The following is a 16,007-nucleotide window of genomic DNA, read 5'->3' as shown; positions in this document are numbered from 1 at the left end:
AGACGGAAGAGGCGCAAACAGATCTCGAATGGAATAGTTGTAGATGCCCACCGTCGCCCCGCTTGATCTCGAAGGCCATTGCGTCGCCGCCGTCTTCCTCGGCGACGTGCCGCATTTCGCGCTGGCCGATGGTGCCGTCCATCGGCTCGACCATGGCCACAAGACAATTCAAGCCAATGACGGGCTGCTCGCCGCCTTCCACGATGCGGCCAATGACCGGCTGATCACCGGCGGCGAGGATGGCAAGATTTTTTCTGTCACCGCGGGCGGCAGCTTCCAGGAGTTGGCGAGCGCCGGGAAAAAATGGATCACCAGCGTCGCCGCCGGACCGCAGGGCACCATCGCCTATGCCTCAGGCAAGAACGCCTTCGTGCGTTTCGCCGACGGCAAGACCAGGGAATTTGCCCATCCGCGTTCGGTCGAGGGGTTGGCGTTCTCGCCCAAGGGCATGCGCTTTGGTGTTGCCCGCTACAATGGCGCGACGCTGCATTTCCCGGCCACCGAAGGCAAGCCGGCGGAGCTCGAATGGGCCGGCGCCCATACCGGCATCACCTTCTCGCCCGACGGTGCGTTCCTTGTCACCACGATGCAGGAGAACGCCCTGCACGGCTGGAAGCTTGCCGATGGCAAGCACATGCGCATGAGCGGCTATCCCGGCAAGGTCAAAAGCCTGTCGTGGAGCGCGAAAGGCAAGTGGCTGGCGAGCTCCGGTGCGCCGGCGGCGATCGTCTGGCCGTTTTCAGGCAAGGACGGCCCGATGGGCAAGGCACCGCTGGAACTCGGCACGCGCGGCAACGCCATGGTGACGGCGGTCGCCTGCCATCCGAGCCAGGATGTCGTCGCTGTCGGCTATGATGACGGCATGGTGATGGCGGTACGCTTCTCGGACGCCAAGGAAGTGCTGTTGCGGCGACCGGGCAAGGGCACCATCACCTCGATGATGTGGGACAAGGAAGAGCGCCGCGTCGCCTTCGGCAGCGCGGCCGGCGATTGCGGCGTCATCGACATCACGGCATAATTTCAAAAGACGGATCACTCGGCGCCGCAGGAAACCTTGCCGGTCAGATCGGCGGTCTTGCCATCGCCGTCCTTGTCGGCGGTGCTGTCATAGACGGCAAGCGTATACTGCCCGTCATAGATACCTTCATCGCTGGCCTTGGTCAGGATCGTCAGTTCGACGGAACTGAAGGTCTTGGCCACCTCGTGCTCATGATAGATGTTCAGGCGCAACTCCTTGTCGTCGAGCCAGTACTGAGTGAGGTTGGCATCCTCGAACACGGTCTTGCGCAGCTGGTCGTCAGCAGGCCTTGCCTTGATTTCGAGGTCGCCACGAAAGTTGAAAGTCGGGCCGCCCATGCCTCTGGTGACGCCGGCGCCGACCTCGAATGCGACCGCCGCATCGTCGACGTTGCACCAGATGCCACCGGAGGCGCAGGCCATGTTGGCCGACAAAAGCAACCCCGCCGCGCAGATGATCGTCCGCATTTTTCCCCCGCACCCCAAATTGCCCCCCTTATTGGCCCTGGTTTCGCCAGCAGCGTCAAGCGCTGGCACCAGCGGCTGAGCCAATGCAGGACAGACGCGCGGCCGATTGCGGTCGCGGACATGGATTGGCTAAGAGGGACGACCAGAGGGGTTTTCATGCACAGCGACAGTTCCAGGACGTCCATCGGCGGCATCGATCGCGACCGTATTGCCGACCTGCGCGAGATTGAGGCGGCAGCCTTCCGCAAGGCGCGGCCGAAATCGGAGGCGAAGGTCGGCAATGGCCTGCCAGGCTTCTTCGGTGGCGTGCCGATGCACTGGATGAACGACTGGCCGACGCCGTTTCCGATCCTGGTCGACAGAGCCAGGGGCGCCACCATCACTGACATCGACGGTATGAGGCTCGACGATTTCTGTCTGGGCGACACCGGCTCGATGTTCGGCCATTCGCCACCGCCGGTGGCGCGCGCCATCCGCCGCCAGGCCGGGCGGGGCCTGACCTATATGCTGCCCTCCGAAGACGCACTCGCCATCGGCCCATTGCTGCAGCAGCATTTCGGCCTGCCGTTCTGGCAGATCGCGACGACGGCGACCGATGCCAACCGCTTTGCGCTGCGGGTCGCCCGGGCCATCACCGGGCGCGAAAAGATCCTGGTCTTCAACGGCTGCTATCACGGCTCGGTCGATGAGACGATGGTGCGGCTGGTGGATGGTATTCCAGTCAACCGGCCGGGACTGGCGGGCGAATTCCGCGACCTGACCCGCACGGCGAAGGTGATCGAGTTCAACGATGTCGCCGCACTGGAGGCCGCGCTTAGGGATAAGGATGTCGCCTGCGTCATCGCCGAGCCGGTGCTTACCAATTCCTGTATGGTGCTGGCCGATCCGGGCTTCCATGACGCGTTGCGCAGGCTGACGCGCGAAGCCGGTACACTGCTTCTGATCGATGAGACGCATACGATCTCGACCGGCCAAGGCGGCTACACCAGGAAATACGGGCTGGACCCGGACTTCTTCGTGCTGGGCAAGCCGATCGCCGGCGGTGTGCCGGCCAGTGTTTGGGGCATGAGCGATGGCGTCGCCTCGCGCTATGCTGCCTACAACAGGGAGAAGGAGCCGGGTTATTCCGGCATGGGCACGACGCTCTCGGCCAATCCGCTGCAGTTTGCGGCGATGCGCGCCACGCTCGAAGAGGTGATGACCGAAGACAATTATGCCCGCATGGACCATTTGGCGCGGCGACTCGACGCCGGGCTGACCGGCGTGATCGACCGTTACCGCTTGCCCTGGCATGTCGCCCGCGTCGGCGCCCGCGTCGAGTTCATCTGTGCGCCCGGCCCGCTGCGGAATGGCGCCGAGACCGAGACGGCGCATGCGCCGGAGCTGGAAGCGGCCATCCATGTCGCGCTGGTCAATCGCGGCGTGCTGATCGCGCCCTTCCACAACATGATGCTGATCTCGCCGGCGACCACCGGTGCCCAAGTCAACCGGCTGATCTCCGCCTTCGGCGCGGTTGCGGCAAAGCTTGCAGCATGAGACAAGCGGCTAACAAATGGGCGCGCGAAGAAAAGCCGGACAGATCATGACCTCACCTTCGGGCTCGACGCCCACCGAGGCGCAAGCCTTTCTCGACGCCCATCCCGAGATCGAAGCCTTCGATATCGTGCTGACCGACGCCAATGGCGTCGGTCGCGGCAAGATCGTGCGCCGGCATGAGCTGAAAAGCATCTTCGAGGGCGGCCGGCACATGCCGATCTCGATCCTCGGCCTCGATATCACCGGCGAGGATGTGCACGAAACCGGGCTGATCTGGACGACCGGTGACGGCGACCTCAGGGCCTGGCCAATCCCCGGCACGCTGGTGCCGCTCTACGGCACGAACCCGCCGCGCGGCCAGCTGCTGATGGAGATGTATCACCTCGACGGCCAGCCGATGTCGTCGGATCCTCGCCTGGCGCTGGCCCGGCAAGTGGAGATCCTGGCTGCCAAGGGTCTATATCCGGCCGGCGCCTTCGAGCTGGAATTTTTTCTCCTGGCCAACGAGCGCGATGCCGACGGCAAGGTGCAGCCGGCGCGCGCCGTGCTCGACGGCCGCGTCTCGGGCAAGACGGAAGTCTATTCCGTCGATCACCTGCACGGCATGGAGCCGCTGTTCTCCGACATCTATGCGGCTGCCAAGGCACAAGGCATTCCGGCCGAGACGGTGATTTCCGAATATGCCCCTGGCCAGTACGAATTGACGCTGAACTACCGCAAGGACGTGATGCGGGCGGCCGACGACCTGGTCATGCTGAAGCGGCTGGTGCGGGCGCAGGCGCGCCGCCACGGCGTCACCGCTTGTTTCATGGCCAAGCCGATCGAGAAATATGCCGGCTCGGGCATGCATTTCCATGTCTCGCTGCAGGACAAGGCCGGCCGAAACGTCTTTGCCGAATCCGGTGGCGAGAGCTGGTCGCTGCCGCTGCTGCAGGGGCTCGGCGGCCTGATCCAGACGATGGCCGAATCGATGCTGGTGTTTGCGCCGCACGCCAATTCCTGGCGGCGTTTCGTCTCGCAATCCTATGCGCCGGTGGCGCCGACCTGGGGCGTCAACAACCGCTCGGTGGCGCTGCGCGTGCCGGCGGGAGACGCGAAGAACCGGCGCATCGAGCATCGGCCATCGGGCGTCGACGCCAACCCCTACCTGATCGCCGCGACCGTGCTCGCCGCCATCATCAAAGGGCTCGACGAAGGTCTCGATCCCGGCCCTGAGACCACCGGCAACGGCTATGAGGCAGCGATAACGCGCACAACGATGCCGGTCGACTGGCGCGCCGCCATCGAGGCTGCCAGGGCATCCAGCTTCCTGAAAGGCGCGCTCGGCGAAGACCTGCACCGCACCTTCGTGGCGATCAAGCAATCCGAGTACCTGCGCGTGGCGCGCACGGTGAGCGAACTGGATTATCATCTCTACCTGCACGAGGTCTGAGAGCCTTGCGATCAGGCGGCGATCACTTTTTCGCCGCCTGCATCAAATGAGGTGGCGTGTTCGCTCCCGAGAACATATCATGAACAAATGAGCGCACTTACCGTCCGCGAAAAGCTAGCGATCCTGTCCGATGCCGCCAAGTACGACGCCTCCTGCGCCTCATCGGGTGCGGCGAAAAACGATTCCCTGACATCCGGCGGCATCGGCTCCACCGAAGGCATGGGCATCTGCCATTCCTATGCGCCGGATGGGCGCTGCATTTCACTGCTGAAAATCCTGCTGACCAATTTCTGCATCTACGATTGCAGCTATTGCATCAACCGCTCGTCGTCGAATGTGCGGCGCGCCCGTTTCACCGTTGACGAGGTGGTGAAGCTGACCATGGATTTCTACCGGCGCAACTACATCGAGGGCCTTTTCCTGTCCTCAGGCGTCATCCGCTCGCCCGACGAGACGATGGGCGAGATGGTCGAGGTGGCGCGAAGGCTGCGGCTGGAAGCGAAGTTCTCCGGCTATATCCATTTGAAGACCATTCCGGAAAGTTCAGCGGAACTGGTCGAGAAAGCAGGCCTCTACGCCGACCGGTTGTCGATCAATGTCGAGCTGCCCACCGACGAAGGCGTGAAGAGACTGGCGCCGGAAAAGAAGCCGGAAACGATCCGGCTTTCCATGGCCAGGCTGCGCCAGAAGATGGAGGAAAAGGCCGAGCCGACGCTGAGGACCAAAAAGCGCGAGCGCTTCGCGCCGGGTGGGCAGTCGACGCAGATGATCGTGGGCGCCGACAAGACCTCCGATGACGGCATCCTTCATGCCAGCGCGCGGCTCTATGGCAGTTACCATCTGAGGCGCGTCTATTATTCCGCGTTCAGCCCGATCCCGGATTCGTCGTCGTCCCTGCCCTTGCAGAAACCGCCGCTGATGCGCGAACACCGGCTCTACCAAGCCGACTGGCTGATGCGGTTTTACGGATTTTCGCAGCCGGAGATCCTGGCCGGCAGCAGCGACGGCATGCTCGACCTCGCCATCGATCCGAAACTGGCCTGGGCGCTGCGCAACCGGGGACGGTTCCCCGTCGATATCAACCGCGCTGATCGAGAGGCACTGTTGCGCGTGCCCGGTCTCGGCACCAAGGTGATCGCTAAGATCCTGGAGACCCGCCGACACCGGCGGCTGCGGCTGGAAGATATCGGCCGTCTCTGCCAGTCGATCGCCAAGCTCAGGCCTTTTATCGTCGCCGAAGGCTGGTCGCCGGGCGCGCTCACCGACAAAGCCGGTTTGCGCGGCAAGATCGTGCGTTCCTGCGAACAACTGTCCCTGTTTTGACCATGCGGCCGGCGCAGCTCGATCTTGGCAGATATACGGTGCGGCTCGACGCCGAGACCGATTTTTCCGGCTGGCGCGACGCGGCGCGCCGGCTGGCTCTGAATGAGGTCAGGCCCGATGACATCAGCTGGCATGTCGAGCCGGGCTCCAATCAAACCGATTTGCCGGCCGTGCCGGCGGGCGTGCAACTCGAGGTACCGAGCGACGTCGTCGAGCATGCCGAAATCGTCCTCTGCCATTCGGACCCCGGCCGGTTCGCTTTTCTCTACCGGTTGCTCTGGCGATTGCGCACGGAGCCGAAGCTGCTGGCGATTGCATCGGATCCAGACATCAGGCGTCTCGAAACGATGGAGAAAGCGGTGCGGCGCGACATCCACAAGATGCGCGCCTTTGTACGCTTCCGGAAGATCGGCGATGGCGATGAGGAGCGTTATGTCGCCTGGTTCGAGCCGGATCATTTTATCGTCGAGCGCAACGCAGCTTTCTTCGTCAGGCGCTTCACCGGCATGCGCTGGACCATTTTGACGCCGCATGCCTCCGCCGACTGGGATGGCGAGAGGCTGGCGATCGGGCCTGGCGCCATCAAGGGCGATGCGCCGGCGCAGGACGATACCGAAGCCCTATGGCGCACCTATTTCGAGAACATCTTCAATCCGGCGCGGCTGAAGGTGAAAGCCATGCAGAAGGAGATGCCGAAGAAATATTGGCGGAACCTTCCCGAGGCCTCGCTCATTCCGGAATTGATCGCAGGAGCGGACAAGGCCGCCAAGGACATGATCGCCAGAATGCCGACGACACCCGCGCCGCACCACGCCAAGCTGCAGGCAAAGCATTGGTCGAAGAATGAGCCGGCTGAAGGCCTGGGAGAGCAGGCCGCCAACACCATTTCCGAATTGCGGGAGGCGGCAAAAGGTTGCCGGCGCTGCCCGCTTTGGCGCGACGCCACGCAGACCGTGTTCGGCGAAGGGCCTGACGGCGCCAAGGTGATCTTCGTCGGCGAACAGCCCGGCGACCAGGAGGATCTGGCCGGCAAACCTTTCGTCGGCCCGGCGGGCAAGGTGTTCGATGCCATCCTCGACGACGCGGGGGTTGACCGCCAGAAAGTCTACGTGACCAATGCAGTCAAGCACTTCAAGTTCGAGCCGCGTGGCAAGCGACGTATCCATTCCAAACCGAATGCCGGTGAGGTTCAGGCCTGCCGCTGGTGGATCGACAAGGAGTTCGAGCTGATCAAGCCGAATCTGGCCGTGGCACTCGGCGCAACGGCGGCCTTGTCGCTGCTGGGCAAGGCGATCCCGGTAACAAAAATGCGCGGCCAGGTGATCGAACGCGAGGACGGCTTGCGTGTCTTCATCACCATCCACCCCTCCTTTATCCTGCGCATCCAAGAGCCCGCGGACAAGGAAGCTGAACGCCAGCGGTTCCTGCAAGACATGAAGCAGGTGAAGCGGCTGATGGCCGCTTGAGATTACCGGATCAGAATTGCCCGCAGGTCGTTGACATTCGTGCCGGTCGGGCCGGGTACGAATAGATCGCCTATCGCATTGAAGGCCGTCCAGGCATTGTTGCCTGCAAGCATCGCCTTGGCATCGACGCCGGCCGCGCGCATGCGCGACACGGTCGAACCGTCGGCGAAGGCCCCGGCATTGTTTTCCGAACCGTCGATGCCGTCGGTGTCAGCGGCCAGGGCGTGAATGCCTTGCGCGCCGTTGATGCCGATGGCGAAGGCGAGCAGGAATTCCGAATTGCGGCCGCCCTTGCCTTTTTCGCGCAAGGTCACTGTCGTCTCGCCACCGGACAGGATCAGCACTGGCTTTGCGAACGGCCGGTTGCGCGTCGCCGCTTCGCGCGCGATGGCCGCATGGACGCCGCCGACCTCACGTGCCTCGCCTTCGATGGCATCGGAAAGGATGACGGCTTCGATGCCTTGCCGTTTCGCCTCAGTGGCCGCTGCTTCGAGCGAGACCCCGGCCGAGGCGATCAAATGTACCTCGTTGCGTGAAAAGCGCGGATCATCGGAGTTTGGTGCATCGGCGGCAGGCGTGCTGATATGAGCCATTACCGCAGCCGGCAGTTTCATCCCATAGGCTGCAATCGACGCCAACGCGTCTTGACGGCTGCCGGTATCCGGCACGGTCGGACCGGAGGCGACCAGGGCAGGATTGTCGCCGGGAATGTCGGAAACGACCAGGGACACCACCCTGGCCGGCCAGGCTGCGGCAGCCAACCGTCCACCCTTGATGGTGGAAAGATGCTTGCGGATGGTGTTCATCGCCGCGATCGGCGCACCGGATGCGAGCAGCGCCTCATTGACGGCAATCTCGTCCGCCAGCGTCAGGCTGCCGGCGGGCGATGGCAAGAGCGCCGAACCACCACCGGAAATCAGCGCCACGACCAGATCATCCGCTGTCAGCCCCTGGACCTTGGCGAGCAGGCGTTGCGAGGCTTCGAGGCCGGCGGCGTCCGGCACCGGATGCGCCGCCTCGATGATCTCAATGCGCTCGCATGTCGCGCCATAACCGTAGCGGGTCACGACCAGCCCCTCGATCGGCCCGTCCCAGACCTTCTCGAAGGCCGCCGCCATCTGCGCGGAGCCTTTTCCCGCGCCAATGACGATGGTGCGGCCCTTGGGCTTGGCCGGCAAATGATCCCTGATGGTTCTTTCGGGATCCGCGGCGGCGACGGCGGCGTTGAAGATGGAGGTCAGAAAGGTCTTCGGATCGTTCATTTTTCTTCCGGCGGCAGCGCGAGTTCGCGCCCATTGATGCCCAAATGGTTGCATAGCGCCTCGACCACGACGCCATGATCCTGGCGCTCCGGTAGGCCGGAGACGGCGATCACACCAATCACGCCGGCGCCCTTGACCGTGACCGGGAAACCCCCGCCGGCCAGCACATAATCAGCAATATCCAGGCCTTCGCCGATCTTGAAGGTGCGATCGGGGCGCTGCTGTTCCAGCACCATGCGGTAGGTGCTTTTCAGGAACCGCTTGACGACATTGATCTTGCGCCGCGCCCAGTCGGGATTGGAGGCGTTCGAACCTGGCATCGCGGCATAGAACAGTGGGCGGTCGAAAGTCCTGATGTCGACGATAACAGGCAGGTTCTCGGCCAAGGCTCGATCACGGATGACCGAGCCGATCTTGAAGGCCACGGCCTCATCGAAGGCGGGAAAGACAAGAACGTCTTCCTGTCTCTTGATCAGAGCGATGTCTTCGGCAACGGCCATATCGTTCCCCTGTCAACTTCGCCGCACGCTTTGACCGATGGCTGCCGCCGGGTCAAGCAAGGAAACACATCGGAGCGTGCCTAAATCGCCATGTCGGATTTGGCAGCCCGCCCTGCCACATAGACCTCGCGCACCGCGCGATCGTCACCCAGCGTCTGCAAGAGAAACAATTCCTGTGCCAGTGTCTCGACCGTTTCCATCCTGAGCCGCATCGCCGGTGTAGCCCTGGCATCGAGCACGACGATGTCGGCGTCGCTGCCTTCATCCAGCGTGCCGATCTTTTCCGCCACCGACAGCGCCTCGGCATTGCCGCGCGTCATCTGCCAAAAGGACTGGAAGGGATTGAGCTTCTCGCCATTCAGCGCGATCACCTTGTAGCCTTCGTCCATGGTGCGCAGCATGGAATAGTTGGTGCCGCCGCCGACATCGGTGGCGGCGGCGATCCGGATCGGCTTGTTGCGGTGGCGAAAGCGCTGATAGTCGAACAGGCCGGAGCCGAGGAACAGGTTCGAGGTCGGGCAGAACACCGCGACCGAGCCGCTGTCCGACAGCGCATCCGCCTCACGGTCCGACAGATGGATGCAATGACCGAAAAGGCTCTTTTTTCCCAACAGCCCGTAATGCTCGTAGACGTCGGTGTAGTCGCGCGACCACGGATAGAGTTCCTGGGTGAAGGCGATTTCGGCGTGGTTTTCCGACAGATGCGTCTGCATGTGCAGGTCGGGGTGCTCCCGGCACAGCCCGCCGGCCATCTCCATCTGTTCCGGTGACGAGGTGATGGCAAAGCGCGGTGTGATCGCATAGTGCTGGCGGCCCTTGCCGTGCCATTGCGCGATCAGGGCCTTGCTGTCGTCGTAGCCGGATTGCGGCGTGTCGAGCACACCGTCGGGCGCATTGCGGTCCATCATCACCTTGCCGGCGATGTTGAGCATGTTGCGGTCATGCGATTCGGCAAAGAAGGCCTCGGCGGATGCCTTGTGCACCGAGCAGTAGGCGGCCACCGTTGTGGTGCCGTGGCGCACCATCTCGTCGAGGAACAGCCGTGCGACGCGCCGGCCATGCTGCGCATTGGCGAATTTCGTCTCTTCCGGGAAGGTATAGGTGTTCAACCAGTCGAGCAGTTCGGCGCCATAGGAGGCGATGATCTGCATCTGCGGGAAATGCACATGCGCGTCGATGAAGCCCGGCAGCAGCAGATGCGGCCGATGGTCGATTTTTTTCGCTGCTTCGCCTGCCTGTTTCTCGACGTCTGCATAGGCACCGGCGGCGACGATCCGGCCGTCGCGGATCAGCAGGCCACCATCCTCCTCGTAGCGCCAGGCGGAATGGTCATCGATGGTTTGCGGCCAGCGCACGAAGGACAGCGTGCGGCCGCGCAGAAGTGTCGAGGTCATGCTATTTCCCTGCGCCTTCGAACCAAGCCACCAGCAGCGCCCGTTCCTTGTCGGTGATCTGCGAGACGTTGGCCGGCGGCATGGCGTGGCTGCGGCCGGCCTGCAGATAGATCTCGCGGGCATGGTTGGCGATGTCGGCGTCAGTGTCGAGCATCACCCCCTTGGGCGCGTGGTAGATACCCTCATAGACCGGCTCCGCCGCGTGGCACATCGAGCAGCGGCCGAGCACCGTATCGCGCACGGCCGCGAAATGCGCCGAGGCGACATAGACCTGCGCCGCAGCGGACGCCTTGGGTTCGCCGGTCAGCACCTTCGGCGCGGTCGACAGCCATATGATGATGATGAACAGGACAACGGCTCCCAGCCAGGTCCAGGTCGGGTTGCCCTTGCGCGCATGGACGCTGTTGAAATAGTGCCGGATCAGCACACCGATGATGAACACCAGCGAGGCGATGACCCAGTTGAACTGCGTGCCGAACGCCAGCGGATAGTGGTTCGACAGCATCAGGAACAGCACGGGCAGCGTCAGGTAGTTGTTGTGCAGCGAGCGCTGCTTGGCGATCTTGCCGTATTTCGGATCGGGTTTGCGGCCGGCGATCAGGTCGGCAACGACGATCTTCTGGTTGGGGATGATGACCATGAAGACGTTGGCCGACATGATCGTCGCGGTGATGGCGCCCAGATGCAGGAAGGCGGCGCGTCCGGTGAACAGATGGGTGAGCCCCCAGGCGATGAACACCAGCACACAGTAGAGCACTAGCATCAGGCCGGTGTCGCTTTTTCCCAGCGGCGAGCGGCACAAAAGATCATAGACCACCCAGCCGACGCCGATCGTCGCCAGCGACAGCAAGATGCCAACCGGCACCGACATCGGCAGCACGTTGGGATCGATCAGGAACAGATCGGCTCCGGCATAATAGACCACGCACAGCATCGCAAAACCGGACAGCCAGGTGGCGTAGGATTCCCATTTGAACCAGGTCAGGTGCTCAGGCATCTCGGCCGGCGCCACCAGATATTTCTGGATGTGGTAGAAACCGCCGCCATGCACCTGCCATTCCTCGCCGAAGGCGCCGACAGGCATGCCCGGACGCTGCCGCAGGCCGAGATCGAGCGCGACGAAGTAGAAAGACGAGCCGATCCAGGCGATGCCGGTGATGACATGCAGCCAACGCACGGCGAAGCTCAGCCAGTCCCAGAAAATCGAGAAATCCATCATTGAAGTCGTCCCTGCCGATAGGGTGACTTTACGGGCTGGGGCGCAAACGGAAAGAGGCGAGGTGCGCGATGACTTTCAAAAAAAAATGGAAAATACTAGGGTTGCTAGACGCAGCCGCATGAGAGCCACGAAACCGCATGGCCTATCTCGACAACATCGCCGTCTTCGTTCGCGTCGTCGAACTCGGCAATCTGTCGGCGGCAGGCCGCGACATGCGCATTTCGCCGGCGGTCGCCTCCAACCGCATCAAGGAGCTGGAGAAGCATCTGGGCGTGCGGCTGTTCAACCGCACCACACGGCAATTGATGCCGACCGAGCATGGCACGGTTTTCTATTCGGGCGCCAAGCAGGTGCTGGAGGCGATCACCGAAGCGGAGGCTGCGGTCTCGGCGCTGTCCGGCCAGCCACGCGGCACCATCCGCGTCACGGCGCCGCTCGGCCTCGGCCGCCGGCTGGTGGCCTCCGGCATCCCCGATTTCCATGACAAGTACCCCGACATCGAAGTGCGGCTGAGGCTCTCGGACCACAATGTCGATATCATGAAGGAAGGCATCGACGTCGCCTTCCGGCTCGGCATCATCGAAGATTCCAGCCTCAGGATGCGCGGCATCATGGAATGCGAACGCGTGCTGGTGGCAGCGCCGAAATATCTGGAAGCGCGCGGCGAACCCGTTGAGCCACAGGAACTGATCGGCAAGAAACATGACTGCCTTATGCTGCGCTATTCCGGTGCACGCGAATATGTGTGGACGTTGCAGACCCCCACCGGCCCGCAGAAATTCGAGGTGCACGGGCCCTACGACACCGATGATGGCGACGTGCTGACCGGTTGGGCGCTGTCCGGCCGCGGCATCATCAACAAGCCGCGCTTCGAGGTCGAGCCGTTCATCCGCGACCTGCGGTTGAAGGTGATCCTGAGCAATACGCCGCCAACGCCGGTGCAGTTCGCCGCCGTCTATCCGCACAAGAAGCTGCAGGACCCCAAGGTGCGGCTGCTGCTCGACTTCATGGCCGAGCGCTGCCAGCGGCTGATCAAGGATCTTCTTGCCGGCAAATAGGGCTGGCTGGCAAGTGACCGGCCGTTGGCCCAGCGCCAGCGGTTGCCATCGCTGGACGTGACGAACATAGTTCCGATGGTATTTCGCCTTGCAGGGACCATCGATGGACGACGGCGCCACAATGCATCTTGCCGTTTCGCCGTTTCCGGGAATCGCCGAGCCATTGCCAGCACCCGACACAGACTTCAGCCTTCTGGCGCGGTTTGTGCAAAGTGCAGAAGCGGCCGGGCTGGACATGGTGATTTTCGCCGATTCCGCGTCGGCTTCCGGCAGCGATGTCGCGATGATGCCCTTCGAAGCGACGACCTTGCTGGCCGCGCTGGCGACGGTAACGAGCCGGATAGGGCTGGTCGCGGCGGCGTCGACGGTTGCCCACCAACCCTACAATCTGGCGCGTCGTTTTGCTTCGCTCGACATCATCAGCCATGGCCGCGCCGGATGGAACGCGACCATGGCGCAGGCGCCACGTGAGGCAGCCAATTTCAGCCGGCCGGACGGATTTTCCAGCGACGATCTTCGCCGCCGCACTGAGGAATATATCGGCATCGTTCAGGACTTGTGGCAAGGCTGGGACGCGGATGCGCTGCTGTTCGACAAGAGCGGGGGACGCTTCCACGATCCCGAAAAGATGCATCTGCTCGACCACAAGGGCGAATTCTTTTCGGTGCGAGGGCCACTGAACGTCGCGCGCTCACCGCAGGACACGCCGGTGCTGGTGCTGTCCGGCCTGTCGGTATCCGACATGGATATTGCCGCCCGCAGTGCCGATGTCGTCCTGCTGGACAACGAACCGATCGAGAGCGCGAAAACACGTTATGACGATCTGAAGCGGCTTGTTGGCGCCTGCGGACGCGACCCGGGCGCCGTGAAGGTGCTGATGAATGTCTCGCACGTCATTGATGAAAAGCCTGCCGTCACCGCCGACCGCCTCGAAGACATGTTCCGGTCGAAAAGCTGCGATGGGTTCAACATGCAGATGCCGGCGCAGCTTTCGGCACTCCACAGTTTTGTCGATCTGGTTTTGCCCGCGCTGCGGCGACGCGGCCTTTTTCGAGAAAGCTATCGCGGGACAAATTTACGCTCGCATCTTGGGATTGCCGGTGGAGGTGACCTATGACCGCCGCTTCCCGCCAGATGAAACTCGGCGCCTTCCTGTGGGCGACAGGCCATCATATCGCCGCCTGGCGCCATCCCAAGGCACATGTGACGGCGGGCATCGACATCGACCATTACATCCAGGTGGCGCGCAACGCGGAGGCGGCGAAGTTCGACATGGTCTTCTGCGAGGACGCCGCCGGCCTGCGCGAAGCCAATGTCGCGATCGCCAGCCAGACCTCGCGTTCGATCGGCTTCGAGCCGATCAGCCTGCTATCGGCGCTGGCCGTCCAGACCAGCCGCATCGGTCTCGTCTCGACGGCGTCGACAAGCTACAACGAGCCCTACGGGCTGGCGCGGACCTTTCTGTCGCTCGACCATTTGAGCGGGGGTCGGGCCGGCTGGAATCTGGTCACCTCGGCCAGTCCCATCGAGGCCGCCAATTTCGGTTCGACCGGCTTGCGGCCGCATGCCGATCGCTACGAGCGGGCGCGTGAGTTCGCCGAGGTGGTCACCGGACTTTGGCGCGGCAATCCAGATGGGGCTCCCGGTCACGATGGCCAGAGCTTTTCGGTTCGGGATCCGCTCGACCTGCCGCGTTCGCCGCAGGGCGCACCGGTGCTGGTTCAGGCCGGCGCCTCGGATGTCGGCCGCGACCTTGCCGCCCGCACCGCCGATGTGGTGTTCACGGCGGCGCAGACCTTCGAGGAAGCAAAGGCCTTCTACGACGATCTCAAGGGGCGCCTGGCGACCTATGGGCGCGAGCCCGACGACATCAAGATCATGCCCGGCGTCGCTCCCGTGGTGGCTGAAACCGCGGCGCAAGCCCAGGAAAAATACGAGGAATTGCAGGAGCTGATCCCTGACGATGTCGGCGTTGCACTGCTGTCCAGCTACCTCAGCATCGCCGATCTGTGGCGCTATCCGATCGATGGGCCGCTGCCCGAGCTGCCGCCCAGCGAAGGCATGCAGAGCCGGCAAGCGCTGGTCATCGAGCAGTCGCGCCGCGACAACCTCTCCATTCGCCAGCTGGCGCGGCATTTCGCCGGCGCGCGCGGCCATTGGCGCATCGTCGGAACGGCGGCCGAGATCGCCGACGAGCTGCAGGCGCGGTTCGAGGGAGGTGCTGCCGACGGCTTCAACGTCATGCCCTCATACTTCCCCGGCGAACTCGATGCCTTTGCGACACTGGTCGTGCCGGAACTGCAGAGGCGTGGCCTTTTTCGCAAGGATTATGAAGGCCGCACGCTGCGCGACCATCTGGGCTTGAAGCGGCCGATGTAGCTGCGATGTAAGATTAGCCGGCTAACACCTTGTCATGCGGGACCTGACGCCCGGCGTTTGACGCTGCGCTGTGAATGACCATCGCGGTCATGATTTCTGCGGCCGCGAGTGCGGCGATGACAGGCGGGCGCTTGTCCTTTACGGCATCGCCGCCGATCGGCGAGACGAGGCGGGCAAACTCGGCCTCGCTGCCGTCCGCCGATTTCAGGAACCAGTTCTTGAACGTCGCTTTCTTGGTCTTCGAGCCGATCATGCCGACATAGGCGGTATCGTTGCGCTTCAGCGCTTCGGCGACGATCAGGAAATCAAGCGCGTGGTCGTGGGTGAGGATGGCGAAAGCGGTGCCGGCCGGCGCATCGCGCACCATCGCTTCGGGCATCGGTGTCAACCGGGTCTCGACGGTTTCCGGCATGCCTTCGAGGGCCTCGGCCCGCGTCTCGATGACGACGGCGTGCACCGGGAGAAGGGCCACCGCGGAGGCCAGCGCCTGGCCGACATGGCCGCCGCCGAAGATATAGACATAGGGCAGGTGTGCCTCTTCGGTCTCAGCCGCTGCGACAAGCTCGGCTGCCAGCCCTGCGTCAACGAGCCGGATCAACACTTGAACGCGCCCGCCGCAGCATTGACCGATCTCGGGACCCAGCGGCACGTCTAGGGTCGCGCAGACCTCGTCGACCTCGATGCGGGCATCCCTTGAGGGGGAGACAAGCATCTGCCGCGCCTTGTCGATCGCCATGTATTCGAGCTGGCCGCCGCCGATCGTGCCAAAGATCGTTGCCTGCGAGACGAGCATCAAGGCGCCCTTCTCGCGTGGCGTCGAGCCTTTGGTGCCCGCCACTTCGACCAGGGCGACCCGGCCGGCGGTGCTGAGAAAGGCTTTCAGACTTTGCACTTTCGAGTTCATTTCTCACGTTCCCGAATGGGAAATGTAGGCTTTTTCGGCCTGAATTGCA

General features: G+C 63.2%; 14 protein-coding genes. 8 read left to right on the top strand and 6 right to left on the bottom strand.

Going from position 1 to position 16,007, the window contains the following annotated elements:
- Positions 1–43: 43 nt before the first annotated feature.
- Entirely contained in the window at positions 44–1,018 is a 975-nt protein-coding gene (locus tag AC1DZU_RS02940; RefSeq protein WP_477281564.1) for a WD40 repeat domain-containing protein, read from the top strand.
- 14 nt (positions 1,019–1,032) lie between these two features.
- Here AC1DZU_RS02940 and AC1DZU_RS02935 read toward each other — a convergent pair whose 3' ends face one another.
- Positions 1,033–1,485 (bottom strand): hypothetical protein, encoded by a 453-nt coding sequence (locus tag AC1DZU_RS02935; RefSeq protein ID WP_477281562.1) that lies wholly within the window; start codon positions 1,483–1,485, stop codon positions 1,033–1,035.
- A gap of 156 nt (positions 1,486–1,641) precedes the next feature.
- Here AC1DZU_RS02935 and AC1DZU_RS02930 point away from each other — a divergent pair, with 156 nt between their 5' ends.
- The 4 genes from AC1DZU_RS02930 (at position 1,642) to AC1DZU_RS02915 (ending at position 7,242) form a co-directional block, all read left to right on the top strand.
- Positions 1,642–3,021: an aspartate aminotransferase family protein gene (locus tag AC1DZU_RS02930; protein ID WP_477281560.1), complete on the top strand. Its 1,380-nt coding sequence runs from the start codon at positions 1,642–1,644 to the stop codon at positions 3,019–3,021.
- A gap of 46 nt (positions 3,022–3,067) precedes the next feature.
- Positions 3,068–4,453 (top strand): glutamine synthetase family protein, encoded by a 1,386-nt coding sequence (locus AC1DZU_RS02925; RefSeq protein ID WP_477281558.1) that lies wholly within the window; start codon positions 3,068–3,070, stop codon positions 4,451–4,453.
- A gap of 87 nt (positions 4,454–4,540) precedes the next feature.
- A complete protein-coding gene (locus AC1DZU_RS02920; protein WP_477281556.1) occupies positions 4,541–5,776 on the top strand; it encodes a putative DNA modification/repair radical SAM protein in 1,236 nt (411 codons plus the stop codon).
- 2 nt (positions 5,777–5,778) lie between these two features.
- Positions 5,779–7,242, top strand: coding sequence for a UdgX family uracil-DNA binding protein (locus tag AC1DZU_RS02915; RefSeq protein WP_477281554.1), 1,464 nt, complete (start codon positions 5,779–5,781; stop codon positions 7,240–7,242).
- Between the two features lie 2 nt (positions 7,243–7,244).
- Here AC1DZU_RS02915 and AC1DZU_RS02910 read toward each other — a convergent pair whose 3' ends face one another.
- The 4 genes from AC1DZU_RS02910 to AC1DZU_RS02895 form a co-directional block, all read right to left on the bottom strand.
- A complete protein-coding gene (locus tag AC1DZU_RS02910; RefSeq protein ID WP_477281553.1) occupies positions 7,245–8,504 on the bottom strand; it encodes a glycerate kinase type-2 family protein in 1,260 nt (419 codons plus the stop codon).
- Positions 8,501–9,004, bottom strand: a complete 504-nt coding sequence (locus AC1DZU_RS02905; RefSeq protein ID WP_477281551.1) for a heme-degrading domain-containing protein — start codon at positions 9,002–9,004, stop codon at positions 8,501–8,503. Before AC1DZU_RS02905 ends, AC1DZU_RS02910 begins: the two co-directional genes overlap by 4 nt.
- Before the next feature lie 80 nt (positions 9,005–9,084).
- Positions 9,085–10,398, bottom strand: a complete 1,314-nt coding sequence (gene guaD, locus AC1DZU_RS02900) for a guanine deaminase (RefSeq protein ID WP_477281549.1) — start codon at positions 10,396–10,398, stop codon at positions 9,085–9,087.
- A gap of 1 nt (position 10,399) precedes the next feature.
- Entirely contained in the window at positions 10,400–11,617 is a 1,218-nt protein-coding gene (locus AC1DZU_RS02895; RefSeq protein WP_477281547.1) for a urate hydroxylase PuuD, read from the bottom strand.
- Positions 11,618–11,754: 137 nt separating this feature from the next.
- On the opposite strand from AC1DZU_RS02895, the gene AC1DZU_RS02890 reads away from it, so the two are divergent.
- The 3 genes from AC1DZU_RS02890 to AC1DZU_RS02880 all read left to right on the top strand — a co-directional run bounded on the left by AC1DZU_RS02890 (position 11,755) and on the right by AC1DZU_RS02880 (position 15,054).
- Positions 11,755–12,675 carry a LysR family transcriptional regulator gene (locus AC1DZU_RS02890; RefSeq protein ID WP_477281545.1) on the top strand — a complete coding sequence of 307 codons (921 nt, stop codon included), beginning with the start codon at positions 11,755–11,757 and terminating at the stop codon, positions 12,673–12,675.
- 103 nt (positions 12,676–12,778) lie between these two features.
- On the top strand, positions 12,779–13,792 hold the full coding sequence (locus tag AC1DZU_RS02885; RefSeq protein WP_477281543.1) for an LLM class flavin-dependent oxidoreductase: 1,014 nt from the start codon (positions 12,779–12,781) through the stop codon (positions 13,790–13,792).
- Complete coding sequence (locus AC1DZU_RS02880; protein ID WP_477281541.1) at positions 13,789–15,054, top strand: LLM class flavin-dependent oxidoreductase; 1,266 nt, start codon at positions 13,789–13,791, stop codon at positions 15,052–15,054. The genes AC1DZU_RS02885 and AC1DZU_RS02880 overlap by 4 nt, the downstream gene beginning before the upstream one ends.
- 13 nt (positions 15,055–15,067) lie before the next feature.
- Here AC1DZU_RS02880 and xdhC read toward each other — a convergent pair whose 3' ends face one another.
- Entirely contained in the window at positions 15,068–15,958 is an 891-nt protein-coding gene (xdhC, locus tag AC1DZU_RS02875; protein ID WP_477281539.1) for a xanthine dehydrogenase accessory protein XdhC, read from the bottom strand.
- Between the last annotated feature and the right edge of the window lie 49 nt (positions 15,959–16,007).

Source organism: Mesorhizobium sp. P2_A12 (assembly GCF_056405075.1).
This window is presented reverse-complemented; position numbering and strand designations above follow the sequence as displayed.